The sequence below is a fragment of the Gordonia ajococcus genome (genome assembly GCF_012974285.1).
Taxonomy (GTDB): domain Bacteria; phylum Actinomycetota; class Actinomycetes; order Mycobacteriales; family Mycobacteriaceae; genus Gordonia; species Gordonia amicalis.
The window spans coordinates 723,612-739,039 of sequence record NZ_CP052884.1 but is presented as its reverse complement, the minus strand read 5'-3'; the positions used below and the strand labels follow the sequence as shown (position 1 = coordinate 739,039).

Genomic DNA, 15,428 nt, shown 5'->3' with positions numbered 1-15,428 from the left:
GGTTCAGTGCAGGCGAATCGGCAGCGAGCGGTAGTTGCGCCCGCGGTCGGTGTGGTAGGTGACCGGCTCACCGGCGAGTTCGATGCGCTCGCACCGCTCGGCGACGGTGGTGAACATCGTCTCGAGTTCCACCCGCGAAAGAAGTTGTCCGGCACAGGCATGCGGTCCGATGCTGAACGAGAGGTGTTTCGCCGCGAGCGGACGGGTGTGGTCGAACTCGTCAGGGCGCTCGAACACCTCGGGATCGCGGTTGGCCGAACCGATCATGAAGCGGATCGTGCTGCCGGCCGAAATCTGCACGCCGCTGATCTCGATGTCGGCGGTCGTGATGCGCGGGAACGACATCTCGGCCGGGTTGAGTCGGATGAGCTCCTCGATGATCATCGACCGCTCCTCGGGCTGGTTGCGGTAGGTCTCGAGGATGTCGGGCCGCTGGGCGAAGAACTCGAGGCCGATGGCTCCGGTGAATCCGGGGTTGTGCCCGCCGGAACCGAATAGCAGCATGAGGGTCTGAAGCACGTTCAGCTCGGTGAGCTCACCCCGATCCTGGGCGGCGATGAGTTCGTCGGCAAGTCCGGTGCCGGGGTTGCGTCGCTTCTCGGCGATCATCTCACGCACCCGACCCTCGAGGTAGGCGAACGCCTGCGCGGCAGCGGCATCGGAGTCCGGATGCGGTTCGGCGACAAGAGCATCCATGGCCGTGATCATCGATTCCGGAACCGGCTTCACATCATGCTCCGGAAAACCCAGGATGCGGCACATCGTGACGTGCGTCGGCTTCACGGCCAGTTCGAGGTGCGCCTCGATGACCTCACCCGGAGTCGCCGCGTCGAGCGTCTCGCGCACGACGTCGGCGGTGTGCTCAGCCCACCGCTTGATGAGCTTCGGGGTGAACCACTTGGCCGTACGACGACGGAGCGCGGTGTGCTCCGGCGGATCCTTGAATAGCATCGTGTAGGCAAAGGCCTCCCAGGCACCCATGTCGGGGTCTGCGACGCTCATGCACGGGTCCTTGCCCCACCGCACGATGTCGGCGTGCCGGAAGACGAGGTACGTCCCGTCGGAGACCTGATAGACCGGGCTCTCCGCACGCACCTTCTCGTACCAGGGGTACGGGTTGTCCCGGAACTCCTGGTCGTCCCACGGCAGCAGCTCGGACTCCGGGGGCAGAGCGGGATCGTCGAACGAGGCGGCCGGTTCGATCGTGACGGTCATGGTTGAGCTCCTTCGTCGGGAAGCGACCGGAGTCGCGTTTGGTGGGCGGTCGTTGGCGCAAGGCATTCGCGCGCGATCAGTGGATCAGACTGCGAGAGCGGCAGATTCGACCAGTGCTACACGCGCCCAGTCGGTGGCGATCTCCGAGGGGTCCTCACCCGACGCGGCATCGTGGCGCCCGATCTCCCCGACAAGTCGGGCGCCGAGATCGGTGAAGGTTGCCGAGAGCACGTCGACGGCGTTGTTGTAGGTCTCGTAAGTGCTGTCCCCGAGACCGAAGGCCAGGAACTCGATCCCGGTCAGGTCCGGGCGGAAACCGGAGAGTTCGGAGTGCAGCGGTTCCGCGGTAGCGGGCAGACCGCCCTCGCCGTAGGTCGAGGTGATGAGCAGCAGGCGCGTGTCACCGGCGGTCAGGTCGTCGAATCCGGTGACGTCGAAGTCGTCCATGGCGGTCACGGTCGCGTCGAAGTCGTTGCCGCCTAGGAATTCTGCGACGTCGTCGGCCACCATCTCGGCATTTCCGGATTCGGTGCCGTACAGGATGATCACGTTCATGGCTCGGCCTTTCGGGGTTGAGGGGTTGGCCGCCACCGGGCCGGGCATTCACGACCCGGCGGCAGACCTGGATCGGGAGTCGTTCTCAGAACTCTTGGCGTCCGATGCGCTGGTAGACGTCGGGCTTCTGGCCGCGCAGCACCCGCGCGTACAGGAAGCCGACGATCGGGATGCCGAAGGTGATCGCCAGGAAGACGGTGGTTACCGTGCCGGTGTCACCCAGGAGATCGGAGTAGTTGGCGACTGCGAGGTAGGCGACGATGCCAAGCCCGACAGACGCGACGACCGGGGCGACCACGGTCTTCCACTTCGACAGCGTGGTCACGGCGCGGCGCTTGTAGAAGTAGGCCACCACTGCCAGGCTCGCAAGGAACATGACGAGGATGATCGCGAGGTTCCCGGCGCCGGCGGCCTTCGCGTAGAGGCTGTCCGGGCTGGTACCGATCACCGCAAAGGCAACGAGCAGTACCGTCCACACGGCGCCGACGAACGAAGCGGCCATGAAGGGCGAGCGATGACTCGGGTGGACGCGACCGAGTTTCTCGGGAAGCACACCGTCGGTACCCAGCGAGAACAGATAGCGAGCCGAGGCGTTCTGGATCGAGAGCATCGAGGCGAGGATCGACGTGATGAGCAGCACCGTGATGATGTCGGAGACGACGCGCCCGGTGAGGGTGAGCATGGCGGAGTTGAACAGTCCAGCCGTGTCCGCCTCAGCCGCCGCCTGCGCCTTGTCATCACCGAGGAAGGCCAGGTAGGCCCAAGCGGCGAGTGCGTAGAACACGCCGATGCCGGCCACTGCGATGAACATCGCGCGCGGGATGGTCTTCTCCGCGTCCTTGGCCTCTTCGCGGTAGATCACCGTTGCCTCGAATCCGAGGAAGTTGCCCAGTACGAACAGGACCGCGAGTCCGAGAGCGTTGTCGGAGATCGCCGGCAGCGTGAATCCTGCGCCACCGCCGTCGGCTGGTCCGCCGTTGACGAACGATGCGACGTCGAAGACGACGACCGCGATGACCTCGAGCCCCATCACCAGTGTCAGGACCTTGGCGGACAGGTCGATGCGCCGGTAGGCGAGAGCGGTGGTCACCGCGATGATGCCCAGCCCGTAGACGTACCAGGGGATCTCCGGGAATCCGAGTGGCTCGAGGAAGCCCTTGGCAGTGATCGCGAACATCGACGGCGCGAAGAACCCGATGGCCATGTAACCGGCCGTCGCGAGGAGCGCGCTACCCAGTCCGGCGGATCGTCCGAGCCCCGCGGTGATGAAGGCGTAGAAGCCACCGGGATTGGGCACTGTCCGGCCCATCGCGACGAATCCGACCGAGAAGACGAGCAGCAGCGCCGTCACTGCGAGATAGATTGCCGGCGCGCTCGACCCGCTGAAGAGCAGGAGAACCGGGATGAAGCCGGCAACCGTGGTCAGCGGCGCCGAGAAGGCGAGCACGCTCATCACGAGCTCGCCGACGCCCATATCGCCGCGTAGGCGCTGCGGCGCCGCAGGTGCCGTAGCGGCGGCCGCCTGCGGCACCTTGATCTGTTCGATGGTCATGTCGTGTTCCTTGGTCCGAAGTTGTCTGGTCCGTGAAATCTCTGCGCGCGAATCGATTCGCGCGGTAGCCGGTCGCGACGTCGTCGGCGGGATCGGCCCGGGGTTCCAAACGCGACTTCAGTCGCGACTTGAGTATGCGTTCTCATTTGTGTCCGATACGTAAATCGGGGTGACACGGGAGTAACAGCTTCCAGGGAGGTGAGCGTCGCGTGTCGCATTGACCAAGGAACATCGAAAAGTGTTCGCATACAAAATGTCTCGTCAAATTGCCGGAACCATGCCAGCCGACTGCGAACACGCAAGAACCCACGCGCAGACACACGTGGGTTCTTGTAAGTTATTGACAGACGGCCAGATAGCCGTGGACTAGAGTTCGCATCTCGTCAATCACCGACTCAGATCCGTCTGGATCGTCACGGAATGCGACCTGCCCCAAGCGTTCCAGTACTTCGACGACGACTTCACACTGCGTGAGCGTGAGATTCTCGAAGCACCCTTCGTAACCGGACAACTCCGCGTGGAGCATGACCGCCATCTCCTCGATCCAGATGCGGTCGCGCAGGCGGGTATTGGCGGTGAAGCGCTGACCGACCCAGATGGCACGAACGAGCGGTATGCGGAACCAATCGCAGTACTGGTCGACGAGGGCGTCGACGAACTCCGTCCAGGTCCCGAAGCCCGGGTCGGAGAAGAGTTTCGCCTGCTCCTCCCGCGAGTCCAGCATGCACTGGAGTGCCAGCTCATCGAGAACGCTGTCGGGGGTCTCGAAGAACGCATAAAAGGAACCCTTACTGAAGCCCGATCGTTCGAGCAGCAGCGTCGGCGATCCGACAAGGGCGTCGACGCCCTGTTCGAGGACGATCTGAGCCGCAACGTCGAGGACGTTCCTGATCGCCGCCTTGGATCGCTCCTGCAGCGGTTTCTTGCGGAGGCCCCCGGGAAGACGCGTAGGCGGGATCGTGCCCCAGACCCGCCCGGAACCGGCATCGGTCATGTCCACACCCCTCCTCTCGTCCATCCTCATAACGCGACCGAAGTCGTGTTTTGACGATAGCAAGGGTCATGTGACGCGGGTGTTAACTGGAATGACGGTCGCGTAATGAACTCACCCGGTCACGCAGCCGCAGATGCAGCAGTCGCCATACGCTGGCGTTCCTTCCACTCCCAGACGGCATAGATCACCTCGGTGGCGTACCCGATGTCGAGTTTGCCGCCACCCACCGGCACCGTGGCATCCGCAGCGATCCGTTCGTCAGGCGTCCACCCGCCCGGCGCTTTGGTATCTGGACTCACGCCTATCTCCGAACCATCCGGCATGTAGAACGTGAACCGCTGTCCCCCATGCGCTTTGATCGCGAACTCACCTCTGTGCAACGCCCGGTGACACGTCCCGCACAACAGAATCAGGTTGTCGAGCTCGGTCTCGCCATCGTTGGACCAGAACACGACGTGATGCGCATGCAAATGCCGCGTGCGCCCGCACCCCGGCGTCTGGCAGCACCGATCCCGTAGAAACAGCGCCCGGATCATCGCTTTGGACGGCGTCCGCTGCTTACGCCCCAACCCCAACAACGCACGCTTACCGGGTCGACCAGACACCTTCTTCGACAACGCTTCCCGCACCGACGCCCCACACGCCGCTTCCGCCAGCTCCCCCTCCGCCAGCGCGGGTCCGTCATCCAGGTGAGGCCTCACCCCCTCACCCGCATGCACCAGGATCTCCGCACCGGGCGCCAACTCCGGCATGCCGATCCCTTCGTGGACCGCATCAGCCATCGCGACCACCGCCGGCGCCAGGTTCGACGGCACGTTGCGCCATAGATCCGGCCGGTTCGCCGGATTGATCTCCGAATCCGCAGCACCCACGGTCTCCAGCCGATCGTCCGAAGCGTTCCGCGGAACGCTCCCCGACACCGGCAGATCCGGATCACCTACCGTGCGAGTCCTCTCGTACTCGGCCCGCACCACACCCGCCAAGAACCGGGCACCGTCCAACGGCGCCAGTCTCATCGACACCGACAACGTGCCGTCGAAGTTCCACTCGCAACTACCCCGTGACTCCACGGGCTGCTGCTCCCCATCACCGCCGGCCGAGCTGTCGATCTGCCGCATCGCCCGCACAACCCGCTCCAACTGCGACGCCGTGCACGACAACGCCACATTCACCAGTTCCTTCTCACGAAGCGGGGTTGCCACCCGCGTCAACGCACGCACCTTCGAGTACGTCAACCGGCCCTCACCGAACATCTGCCGGACCGCTGGAAGTTCACGCAGCGCCCTGGCCACGCGGATCTGCTCCTGCGCCGTGCGCTGCGAAAGCCCCGCCCGCCACGACAACCAATGCCCCAGCGAATGAATCCCCGGACCCCGCCACGAATCCCGCTGATCCAACTCCGCCACATGGTCGAGGAATTCAGCGGTCATCGCGGTGATCTGCGCGGCATAGCCGAGCACCCGCCCCTCGAGTACCTCGTCCGACAACGACGCCGGATCCGCACCGTCGAACAACGACGACACGCCCTCGCCACGCAACGCGGTAATAGACATCCCGACCTCCCAGCCAGTTCGAACAGATATACGAACAAGCTACCGCCGACTACCGACAGTTTCGCAGGTCACGACTTCGCGAGCGTTCCGCGGAACGCTCCAGACTCAGCCCCGATCTCGTCGACCAACCCCCAGCCCAGTGCCTGCTCGGCGTCGATCTCGGCACCGGTGACGAACAGGTGCAATGCCCGCCACCGTCCGATGCGCCGGGGCACGCTGACGGTGCCGCCGGCTCCCGGGATGAGGCCCATCGACACCTCGGGCAGACGGATACGGGTGTCCGGGGCGGCGACGACGCGGCCTGCGAAGGCGGGGATCTCGATGCCGGCGCCCACACAGTGACCGTGCAGGCGGACCTCGACGCGGTCGGCGAGCACGGCCACGAGTCGTCCCGCTCCCCCGCGGGTGCGGATCAGGTGGGCCGTCGACGCGTCGGGCATGTGTCCGAACTCGTCCAGGTCGCCACCGGCACAGAACGCACTGCCCGCCCCGTCGACGACGACGTGATCGATCGAGTCGTCGAGTATTGCCAGGCGCAACGCGTCGACGAACGCGTCGCGCAGCGCGGTGCCGTAGGCGTTGCGGCGTTCGGGCCGGTTGAGGGTGATGCGCAGGGTGTCACCGTCGCGGTCGAGCAGCACCGCGTCGACGGCGGGCGGCGGAAGCGGGCGCCCCTTGGCGCGACGCTCCTCCAGCCATCGGCCGAATTCGTCGCCGCCCTGCAGTGTCGAGTAGCCCAGGGATTCGACGTCGATGGCAGGGACGGGATCGAGCGGTTCGGCTGCGCGCACCACCTGCGCGGCGACGAGCGAGGCCTGCGGACATCGCGAGACCGCGTCGGTGAAGTTCCGGATTGCCACCTCCACGTCGTCGACGCCGATCACCGCGCGATGGTCGGTGCCGGGTGGGCCATACGTGAGATCGAGGCCATCCAGCAGAGGGAACAGTTCGTCGTCCATCATCCTGGTGGACGTCCCCACCAGGATGACGTCCGATGCCGAGGCACGGTCGGCCGCCCGGACCAGGTCGTCGTCGGTCACGTCGTCCACGGTGTCGAGGTCCACCAGCGCGACCGGCGACGCCACGGCTGCACCGTCGCCGAGCAGGTCCCCACCTCCGATGACCGGTGCTGCGGCCAGGTCGGCGATCGAGATACGACGGATCTGCATGGCGGTGAACCTCCTGAGCTTTACGTGCGGACGGTAGCATTTCGTCCGTGTCCAGCCATGCGTCCCATGATCCGGTGCGCGACTGGGCCGCCAGCGGTATCCCGCATCTCACCGGCCGATCCGACGGTCCACCTCTCATCCCGCCGGGTCGGGCAGCGACACTCGCGCGGGAACTCGGCGACTGGATTCGGGAGGCGAGCAACGGCGCCGCCGACATCGACGGCGCTGCCCTGTTCGCCGAGCGCGCCGCACTGACCGGGCACTCTCGGCAAGGCGATCTCACCCCGGGCGGATCAGGGCGCCTCCTGCCCGCCGACGACGGTTGGGTCGCGGTGAGTTCCGCCCGCCCCGACGACCCACTACTGCTGGGTGCGCTGATCGAACGCGAGGTGACCGAGGACAGCGTCTGGCCGGCGGTCGCCGAGTGGACGTCCCAGCACACCCGAGCGGATTTCGACACACGCGCCACCTTGTTGGGGATCGCCGGCGGCGGTGTCGCTCACGGCGACGAGATCGCCGACCAGGCACGTGACGCGTTGCGTCCGAATGGCGTTCCGCGTTCGGTCGACGGCCTGCTCGTCGTCGACTTCAGTGCCCTGTGGGCCGGCCCGCTGTGCGCACACCTGCTGGGTCTCGCCGGAGCGCGAGTGGTGAAGATCGAGACACCGCAACGTCCGGACGGCGCTCGGCGCGGAGACCAAGACTTCTACCGGTTGCTGCATGGAGGGCACGCGTCGGTTGTCCTCGATCCGACGGTCCACGCCGAACGCGGCGCGCTGAAAAGACTCGTCGCGGCCGCCGACATCGTGATCGAAGCGTCCCGACCACGGGCTTTGCGCGGATTCGGCCTGCGCGCCGAGGATTTCGTCGCCTCCGGAACCACCTGGATCTCCATCACCGCCGCCGGGCGCGACTCCGACCGCATCGGCTTCGGCGACGACGTCGCCGCGTCGGCGGGACTGGTCACCGAAGACGACGCAGGCCTGATGTTCGTGGGCGACGCGATCGCCGACCCGCTGTCCGGGCTGACCGCCGCCGCGCTCGCGATGTGTGAACCCGGTCCCGGTCGCGGCACCCTGTGGGACCTGTCGATGCGCGCCACGGTCGCGTCGACCCTCGGCGGACCACCGCCGCCACCCGCGTACCGCGACGGCGATCAGTGGGTGGTCGACACCGATTCCGGCACAGTCCCACTCGATCCGCCCCGGGCACGGGCCGGTTCCAGTGCCGACGCCGCACCGTCGGGGCGGGACACGAACTCGGTGCTGACCGAACTGGGGATCATCCGGTGAGCGCGACACTGTTCCGCCGTGTGACCCTCCCCGCGGGAGTCCGCGACGTCGCCGTCGACCGCGGTGTGATCACAGCGGTCGGAGTGGATCTCGCAGGCGACGCGCCCGGAGGATTCGAGATCATCGACGGCGACGGCGGAGCGCTCATCCCCGGCCTTCACGACCATCACATCCACCTCCACGCGCTCGCGGCGGCCTCGGCGTCGGTGCAGTGCGGTCCGCCGCTGGTGACGAGCTCCGACGATCTCGCCGCCACCTTGGACCGCGCCCCCGATCTCGACCCCGCCGGCTGGGTCCGTGGCGTCGGATACGTGGAAACCGTTGCCGGGCTGCTCGATTGCACCACCCTCGATCGCCTCCACTCCCGCCGACCGGTCCGCATCCAGCACCGCAGCGGCGCGGTGTGGTTCCTCAACACCGCAGCGGCCGAGGCCGTCGGGTTGCGGACCGCCGAACATCCCGGTGTCGAGCGGGACGACTCCGGCGCACCGACCGGACGCGTGTGGCGCGCCGACGACTGGCTTCGTGAGCGGATGGGCCACTCCCGTCCACCCGACCTGTCGCAGGTCGGTTCCGAACTGGCCCGACTCGGCATCACCGGCGTCACCGACGCCACGCCGGAAGTGTCGACGGAGTCCGTCGACGCACTCGTCTCATCACATATGAACGGGGCTGTGCCACAACGACTTCACCTACTGGGAGTCCCACTCGATGCGACCCCCGACCTCCCACCGACGGTGACCGTCGGCCCGTTCAAGATCGTGCTGGCCGATTCCGACCTCCCCGACTTCCCCAGCCTGTGCGAGCGGATCCGCGCCGCGCATTCGCGGGGACGCGGGGTCGCCGCGCACTGCGTGACCCGGGAAGCCCTCCTGCTGCTCCTCGCCGCCTTCGACGAGGTCGGCCGTCGGCCGGACGATCGGATCGAACACGGTGCGATCATCGCTGCCGAGACCGTCGACGAGTTGAGCCACACGCAGATCGCCGTCGTCACCCAACCGGGATTCATCGCGGCACGCGGTGACGACTATCTGGATCGCCTCGACGCCTCGGACGTCCCCGACCTCTACCGGTGCGCTTCCCTCCTCGAACGAGGTGTGCCGCTTGCGATGTCGAGTGACGCACCGTACGGCCCCGTCGACCCGTGGGAAGTGATCGCGGCGGCCGCAAACCGTCTCACCCCGGACGGCCGCACGGTCGGTGCCGACGAGAAGCTCGACCGCGTGACGGCGTTGGATCGCTACCTGACGCCGCTGAGCGCCGTGGGCGCAGCGCCGCGAACGGTCCGCACCGGCGAACCGGCCGACCTCGTCCTGCTCGACGACACGCTCGAGTCAGCACTGCAGACCGGCCGGGAGGCGTTGCACTGCACGATGATCCGCGGTCGCATCGCCTACCGACGTGAGGGATGATCCGGCTGTCAGCCGACGCCCGGCACCGGAACCTGCGCTCCCGTGACCGCGGCGGAGGCGTCGGAGACCAGGAAGGCGACGGTTTCGGCGATCGTCTCCGGGGACACCCAGCCCTTGCGGGAGGAATCCGGTTGGCTCTCCCGGTTACCCGGGGTGTCGATCACCGACGGCAGGATCGCGTTGGCCCGGATGGCGTCGTCCTTGTACTCGGCGGCGAGGGCACTGATGAACGCCCAGACGGCAGCCTTCGAAGTGATGTAACCCGCAGCACCGGAGAACGGCGCGAATGCGGCCTTCGCCGACACTCCCACGATCGATCCGCCACCCGCCTCGATCAGCTTCGGGATCGCCGCCGCGGACAGCAGATACAGCGACCGCAAATTGAGGCGGAGCAGCCGCTCGAACTCCTCGACCGGCGTCACGTCCACGCGCTCCCCCATGGCGAACCCGCCGACCAGGTTGACCACCGCGGTCACCGGCGCCGAGGACTCCCCCGCGGCGGTCGCGACGACCTCTGCCACCGACGACTCGTCGAACAGATCGGCACGGAGGGTGACGAGCCGACCGGACTCGGGAAGACGCGACAGTTCGGCCTCGACGACCCACGGCACCACCACACGCCAACCGTCGTCGAGCAGCTTCTTCGTGACCGCGGAACCCAATCCGCCCGTACCGCCCGACACGATCACCGTTTGTGCCATCGCCAATCCGTCCTTGTCTCTCGCACTTCGTTCGACATCGGCGACACTACTGCAGGTGTCTGAATGTGTGCATTCATCTCACCGTATGCGTGAGAGGCTGTGTCGATGAGCACGAACGTCACCTCCGAGGCACCGGAGTGGTTCCGCACGGCCGTCGCGACGAAACCCGAGCACTCGTCGGTCACCGTCCATGGTGCGCGCATCACCTACCGCTGTTGGGGTGAACCCGGCTCACCCGGCCTCCTCCTGGTCCACGGCGGTGCGGCCCACGCCGGCTGGTGGGACCACATCGCGCCGCGGTATGCAGGAGAACGTCGCGTCGTCGCCCTCGATCTGTCCGGCCACGGCGACAGCGACTGGCGCGACACCTACACCCTGGACACCTGAGCCGACGAGGTCACCGCCGTCGCCCATGCCGCACACGCGGGCGACCACGCGGTCCTCGTGGGACACAGTCTCGGCGGCCTCGTCGGCATCCGGACGTCGATCGCCCACCCCGACCTGATCACCGACCTCGTGCTCGTCGACTCGCGCATCCTCGACGCCGAGATGCTGGACGAGATCCAGCGCCACCAGCCCGAGGGAGGCATCCCTCGACGCAGCAAGCACTATCCCTCGCTCGACGCAGCGCTCGAACGGTTCCGCCTCGTGCCCGACCACGCGAGCCTCGACTACGCCAAGGACCATGTCGCCCGGCAGTCGGCGGTCCGCGACGACGACGGATGGCGATGGAAGTTCGATCGCGGGTTCGCCGACGAATTGACCGATCTCCCGCCGCACCCGCCGAGCGATTGCCGACTCGGCGTCGTCTACGGGGAGCACGGGGTCGTGACCCCCGCGATGATCGACATCGTCACCGCCGGCCTCGACCAACCGGCGCGCGTCGTCGAACTCGCCGGGGCCGGCCATCACATCCCACTCGAACAGCCCCTCGCGCTGATGGATGCCATCGACGACTTCCTTCGGGCCTAGCATGGATGTCGATGACCGACGACCGCGCTCCCGAGATCAGCGACCGCGACTCGTCGGACTCATCAGACTCATCTGATTCACGCGACAGCGTTTTCGCTTCGCTGCACGTCCCCAACTACCGGATCTTCTTCGCCGGCATGTCCGTGTCGATGACCGGTTCCTGGATGCAGGCGACCGCCCAGGCCTGGCTGGTGCTGACGTTGAGTGGATCGGCGTCGGTCCTCGGCCTGATCGTCGCGCTGCAGGCTCTGCCGGTTCTCCTGATCGGACCCTATGCCGGTGTCATCGCCGACCGCGTCGACCGTCGGCGATTGCTGACGGTCCTCCAGGCGATGATGGGCCTGCTGGCAGCGGTGCTCGCCGCACTCACGCTCGCCGCGGTGGTGGCGGTGTGGCACGTGGCGATCCTCGCGGTGCTGCTCGGCCTCGGACACGCCTTCGAACAGCCTGCGCGGCAGGCATTCATTCATCAGATCGTCGGGAAATCGCTGATCCGCAACGCGGTCACGTTGAACTCGGTGATGGTCAACGCCGCTCGCGCGGTCGGTCCGGCCGTCGCCGGCGTCATCCTCACACTCGTCGGTGCGGGTTGGTGTTTCGCGATCAACGCGGTCAGTTTCCTGGCGGTGGTCGTCTCGCTCATCGCGCTCGACGGCACGAAGATCACCCAGGAGACCCCCGTCCCCCGCGCGAAAGGACAGCTGCGCGAGGGCATCCGCTATGTCCGCGGCATCCCGTCGCTGTGGATTCCCCTCGCCACCATGGCCCTGGTCGGCACCCTGGCATACAACTTCCCGGTCACCCTGACGGCTGCCGCCGACTTCGTCTTCAACGGTGGGCCACAGGCTCTCGGTTTCATGACGTCGGCCATGGGGGTCGGCGCGGTCGTCGGGGGGCTCGTCGTCGCGGCGCGCGGCACCATCGGACTGCGGCCGCTCACGCTGGCCGCGTTCGGATTCGGCATCACGATCGCCGCGGCGGCGCTGGCACCGGACCTGATCACCGCCATCTGCGCGCTGTTCCTGGTGGGTTGGCTCAGCGTGACGTTCATGTCGACCGGCAACGCCACTCTCCAGCTCAACTCCGAACCCCGGATGCGAGGACGGGTCATGGCGCTGTGGTCAGTGGCTTTCATGGGGTCGACGCCGATCGGCGGTCCGCTCATCGGCGCGATCATCGAGGCCACCAATCCGCGGGTGGGGTTGGGTGTCGGCGCGGCCGCATGCCTGGCCGCCGCATTCCTCGCCTTCGTCGCCGACCGGAGGAGCCGATCGCGGGTGGGGCCCGAACCCGCCATCGACTGAGCCTGGTTCAGACGGCGTCGCTTCCGTCGATGCTGCCGAAGTCGCCGACCTCGACGTTGCCCTGATCGTCGACCGCGGTGTCGAAGATGCCGTCGCAGTCGGTGTCGGCGACCGCGATGTCGGTGCAGCCGTCACCGTCGCTGTCGGCCTCGATCAGGTCGATCACGCAGTCGTCGTTGGTGTCGTAGGCGATCGACTCGGCGTAGCCGTCATCGTCGGTGTCGACCACGATTCCGTCTGCGGGGATCTGGGTGCTCATGGTGTTCCTTTCGTCGTGCCCGCCGGTGCGGGCTGTCTGCTGCGTTCGTGTACTTGGAGCGGGAGCGGGTCGGGAATGTTCCCCGGCTGTCCCGGAGTCGTTCGGTCGGCCGACGTGCGTCTTTCGACGAATGTGCCCCGTCGTCTCACCTCACCGGGTTAGCGTGACTCAGGTCACGATCGGAGGGGCGATGACGCCAGATCGATGGGGTATTCACACGATGCGGCGGCGACTGCACGCGGTCGCCTGCCTCGTCGCCGGGGCGCTGCTCGTGTCGACGATGCTGGTGTCCGCACCGGCGACCGCCGCGAACCACTGGTTCCCGGACATCTCCGAAAGCTCGGTACCGAAGGCCGATTGCGGTCCGGGCTCACGACCGGAGCCCGGCCTGCAGGGCGACGTCAGCGCCGAGGACCGGTTGTCCGGTCGCAGCATGCGTGGCTACCACTGCAACCTGACGAAACTCGGCAACGTGACCGCCGCGGGCGGCGGCATCGTGTCGGCGTCGTTCGAGCACTGCAGCTACACCGGAAGCCTGTTCCCCGGCAACAACTTCATGCCTCAGCCGGGCGTCCAGGTCATCGATGCCTCCGATCCCCGGAAGCCGCGAGTGGTGGGCTCGCTCACCGACACCGCGATGCGCGGTGGCACCTGGGAGACCCTGAAGGTCAACAAGAAGCGCAAGTTGCTCGCCGCGACCGGGGTTCCGCTTCTGTGGGGTGCCGGCTTCTTCGCGGTCTACGACATCTCCGACTGCACCCGTCCCAAGCTGCTCAACGCCCGCGGCGGCGGCATCGCCTACCCCATCCCGTTCACCTCGCACGAGGGTGGCTGGTCGCCCGACGGCCGGACGTACTGGGCGTCGGGGGTCGCTCCGGGGCACCTGAGTGCAATCGACGTCTCCGACCCGCGCAATCCGCGGGTGATCTGGCAGGGTCTGCACAGCTTCCTGGGGCATGGTTTCGGCATCACGCCCGACGGCAACCGCATGTACCTGTCGAACATGGCGGGTGTCACGGTCCTCGACATCAGCGCCGTCCAACGGCGTGCACCCTACCCGCAGGTCCCGCATGTGGCTGCGTATCTGTGGCCCGACGGCCAGCTCAACCAGCACTCGATCCCGGTCACCTATCGGGGTACACCGCACGTCATCACCGCCGATGAGGGCGGTTCGGGCGGCGTGAAGATCTTCGACGTCTCCCGGGTCAACACACCGCGGTACGCCGCACAACTCAAGCTCGAGATCAACCTGCCCGAGCATCAGGACACCCAGTTCCGGTCGTCCATGGGCGGTTCGTTGTTCGGCAGCAACCCGCACTACTGCGCGGTCGACCGTCCGAAGGATCCGACGGCATTGGCCTGTGCGTGGGAGTCATCCGGCATCCGTGTGTTCGACATCCGCGACCTTTCCGCGATCAAGGAGATCGCCTACTACAACCCGCCGGCACAGAAGGGCGCCACCGCGCTCGGCCGGCCCAACTCGCCGCACGTGCTGGGCTCGATCATCGGCGCCCCGGGGATCGAATTCCTCAGCCTCGGAATGTCTCTCGCGAACGGGCGAGCCAAGCTGAACGAGATGATCGGTCCGCGGATCGGCATGGTCGTGGGTGGTGACATGGCCACCGACTGGTGCTTCTCCCCGCCGGAGTTCCGCGGCAACAGGATCTTCACCACCTGCTCCGACGGCGGTTTCTACGCGCTCGAGTTGAGCAGCCGGGTCTACACCCCGCCGCCGGATCAGGATTCGTTCCTCGGATGACCGAACGGCACACCGACAGGCGCACCGGCAGACAGCGACCCGCGTGGCCGCAGATCGCCGGACTGACCTCGCTGGCGATACTGCTCGTGGCGATCGGAATCGTCGTGGGTTCGGTGTGGTCACCTGGTTCGCAGGACGACGTGACGACGATGAGTGCTGCCGACATCGGCTTCGCACAGGACATGTCGGCGCACCACGATCAGGCACTGCTGATGGCCCGGACGATTCTCGCCGCCCCCGATGTGGACCCGACGATCCGCGGACTGGCCGACCAGCTCGTCGTCGCCCAGTCCGCGGAGAGCGCCACGATGCGCGGTTGGCTGCAGTTCTTCGGGCTGCCGCTGACCTCGGACTCGCCGATGTCATGGATGCCCCACGACGATTCGCATTCACACGGCCAGCCGTCGGCGGCGACGCCCGACACCCCACCCATGCCGGGCATGGCGAGCACCGACGAACTCGGCCGACTCGCCACACTGCGTGGCGATGAGGCCGAGAAACTGTTCCTGCAGTTGATGATCCGGCACCACCGCGGCGGTCTCGAGATGGCTCAGGCGGCGTACAACGACGACCGTTCCGCACCGGCGACAAAGCAACTCGCCCTGAACATGCTCGGCGACCAGGGCAACGAAATCGGTCAGATGTCGATGCTCCTGAAGGAACGCGGCGCCGAACCCCTGCCCACCTGAAC

Annotated in this window: 14 protein-coding genes and 1 pseudogene; 7 read left to right on the top strand and 8 right to left on the bottom strand. The window is 66.9% G+C overall.

What is annotated here, in order from left to right; genetic code table 11:
- Nucleotides 1-3 precede the first annotated feature (3 nt).
- The 6 genes from GAA2_RS03350 to GAA2_RS03325 all read right to left on the bottom strand — a co-directional run bounded on the left by GAA2_RS03350 (nt 4) and on the right by GAA2_RS03325 (nt 7,038).
- Nucleotides 4-1,215: a cytochrome P450 gene (locus GAA2_RS03350; RefSeq protein ID WP_157753362.1), complete on the bottom strand. Its 1,212-nt coding sequence runs from the start codon at nt 1,213-1,215 to the stop codon at nt 4-6.
- A gap of 84 nt (nt 1,216-1,299) precedes the next feature.
- Nucleotides 1,300-1,770: a flavodoxin domain-containing protein gene (locus GAA2_RS03345; RefSeq protein WP_096273076.1), complete on the bottom strand. Its 471-nt coding sequence runs from the start codon at nt 1,768-1,770 to the stop codon at nt 1,300-1,302.
- An 85-nt stretch (nt 1,771-1,855) separates the two neighbouring features.
- A complete protein-coding gene (locus tag GAA2_RS03340; protein ID WP_198362490.1) occupies nt 1,856-3,322 on the bottom strand; it encodes an APC family permease in 1,467 nt (488 codons plus the stop codon).
- A 337-nt stretch (nt 3,323-3,659) separates the two neighbouring features.
- Nucleotides 3,660-4,316, bottom strand: coding sequence for a TetR/AcrR family transcriptional regulator (locus tag GAA2_RS03335; protein WP_157753361.1), 657 nt, complete (start codon nt 4,314-4,316; stop codon nt 3,660-3,662).
- A 119-nt stretch (nt 4,317-4,435) separates the two neighbouring features.
- Nucleotides 4,436-5,869 (bottom strand): HNH endonuclease, encoded by a 1,434-nt coding sequence (locus GAA2_RS03330; protein ID WP_096273072.1) that lies wholly within the window; start codon nt 5,867-5,869, stop codon nt 4,436-4,438.
- 68 nt (nt 5,870-5,937) lie between these two features.
- Nucleotides 5,938-7,038: an enoyl-CoA hydratase/isomerase family protein gene (locus GAA2_RS03325; protein ID WP_191834726.1), complete on the bottom strand. Its 1,101-nt coding sequence runs from the start codon at nt 7,036-7,038 to the stop codon at nt 5,938-5,940.
- 47 nt (nt 7,039-7,085) lie between these two features.
- On the opposite strand from GAA2_RS03325, the gene GAA2_RS03320 reads away from it, so the two are divergent.
- Both GAA2_RS03320 and GAA2_RS03315 read left to right on the top strand, forming a co-directional pair.
- Entirely contained in the window at nt 7,086-8,330 is a 1,245-nt protein-coding gene (locus GAA2_RS03320) for a CoA transferase (protein WP_191834725.1), read from the top strand.
- Complete coding sequence (locus GAA2_RS03315) at nt 8,327-9,742, top strand: amidohydrolase family protein (protein ID WP_191834724.1); 1,416 nt, start codon at nt 8,327-8,329, stop codon at nt 9,740-9,742. The genes GAA2_RS03320 and GAA2_RS03315 overlap by 4 nt, the downstream gene beginning before the upstream one ends.
- 8 nt (nt 9,743-9,750) lie before the next feature.
- On the opposite strand, the gene GAA2_RS03310 is transcribed toward GAA2_RS03315, so the two are convergent.
- Nucleotides 9,751-10,443: an SDR family NAD(P)-dependent oxidoreductase gene (locus GAA2_RS03310; RefSeq protein ID WP_191834723.1), complete on the bottom strand. Its 693-nt coding sequence runs from the start codon at nt 10,441-10,443 to the stop codon at nt 9,751-9,753.
- A gap of 105 nt (nt 10,444-10,548) precedes the next feature.
- Here GAA2_RS03310 and GAA2_RS23045 point away from each other — a divergent pair, with 105 nt between their 5' ends.
- The 3 genes and pseudogenes from GAA2_RS23045 (at nt 10,549) to GAA2_RS03300 (ending at nt 12,719) form a co-directional block, all read left to right on the top strand.
- Entirely contained in the window at nt 10,549-10,830 is a 282-nt protein-coding gene (locus GAA2_RS23045; protein ID WP_248664690.1) for an alpha/beta fold hydrolase, read from the top strand.
- 33 nt (nt 10,831-10,863) lie between these two features.
- Nucleotides 10,864-11,415 (top strand): annotated as a pseudogene (locus GAA2_RS23040) (alpha/beta fold hydrolase); the annotation flags it as partial.
- Between the two features lie 11 nt (nt 11,416-11,426).
- Entirely contained in the window at nt 11,427-12,719 is a 1,293-nt protein-coding gene (locus tag GAA2_RS03300) for an MFS transporter (protein ID WP_191834722.1), read from the top strand.
- A gap of 7 nt (nt 12,720-12,726) precedes the next feature.
- Here GAA2_RS03300 and GAA2_RS03295 read toward each other — a convergent pair whose 3' ends face one another.
- Nucleotides 12,727-12,978, bottom strand: a complete 252-nt coding sequence (locus GAA2_RS03295; protein WP_191834721.1) for a hypothetical protein — start codon at nt 12,976-12,978, stop codon at nt 12,727-12,729.
- A gap of 280 nt (nt 12,979-13,258) precedes the next feature.
- Here GAA2_RS03295 and GAA2_RS03290 point away from each other — a divergent pair, with 280 nt between their 5' ends.
- Nucleotides 13,259-14,737, top strand: a complete 1,479-nt coding sequence (locus GAA2_RS03290) for an LVIVD repeat-containing protein (RefSeq protein ID WP_248664847.1) — start codon at nt 13,259-13,261, stop codon at nt 14,735-14,737.
- The gene (locus GAA2_RS03285) at nt 14,734-15,426 is read left to right on the top strand and encodes a DUF305 domain-containing protein (protein WP_191834720.1); all 693 of its coding nucleotides are present in this window, start codon (nt 14,734-14,736) and stop codon (nt 15,424-15,426) included. The genes GAA2_RS03290 and GAA2_RS03285 overlap by 4 nt, the downstream gene beginning before the upstream one ends.
- Nucleotides 15,427-15,428: the final 2 nt, after the last annotated feature.

Excerpts from the sequence above, each read along its gene's own strand:
- GAA2_RS03345 (WP_096273076.1), bottom strand. The coding sequence starts at position 1,770 with ATGAACGTGATCATCCTGTACGGCACCGAATCCGGAAATGCCGAGATG.
- GAA2_RS03330 (WP_096273072.1), bottom strand. The coding sequence starts at position 5,869 with ATGTCTATTACCGCGTTGCGTGGCGAGGGCGTGTCGTCGTTGTTCGAC.
- GAA2_RS03325 (WP_191834726.1), bottom strand. The coding sequence starts at position 7,038 with ATGCAGATCCGTCGTATCTCGATCGCCGACCTGGCCGCAGCACCGGTC.
- GAA2_RS03290 (WP_248664847.1), top strand. The coding sequence starts at position 13,259 with ATGCTGGTGTCCGCACCGGCGACCGCCGCGAACCACTGGTTCCCGGAC.
- GAA2_RS03295 (WP_191834721.1), bottom strand. The coding sequence starts at position 12,978 with ATGAGCACCCAGATCCCCGCAGACGGAATCGTGGTCGACACCGACGAT.
- GAA2_RS23045 (WP_248664690.1), top strand. The coding sequence starts at position 10,549 with ATGAGCACGAACGTCACCTCCGAGGCACCGGAGTGGTTCCGCACGGCC.
- GAA2_RS03310 (WP_191834723.1), bottom strand. The coding sequence starts at position 10,443 with ATGGCACAAACGGTGATCGTGTCGGGCGGTACGGGCGGATTGGGTTCC.
- GAA2_RS03285 (WP_191834720.1), top strand. The coding sequence starts at position 14,734 with ATGACCGAACGGCACACCGACAGGCGCACCGGCAGACAGCGACCCGCG.
- GAA2_RS03300 (WP_191834722.1), top strand. The coding sequence starts at position 11,427 with ATGACCGACGACCGCGCTCCCGAGATCAGCGACCGCGACTCGTCGGAC.
- GAA2_RS03340 (WP_198362490.1), bottom strand. The coding sequence starts at position 3,322 with ATGACCATCGAACAGATCAAGGTGCCGCAGGCGGCCGCCGCTACGGCA.
- GAA2_RS03350 (WP_157753362.1), bottom strand. The coding sequence starts at position 1,215 with ATGACCGTCACGATCGAACCGGCCGCCTCGTTCGACGATCCCGCTCTG.
- GAA2_RS03335 (WP_157753361.1), bottom strand. The coding sequence starts at position 4,316 with ATGACCGATGCCGGTTCCGGGCGGGTCTGGGGCACGATCCCGCCTACG.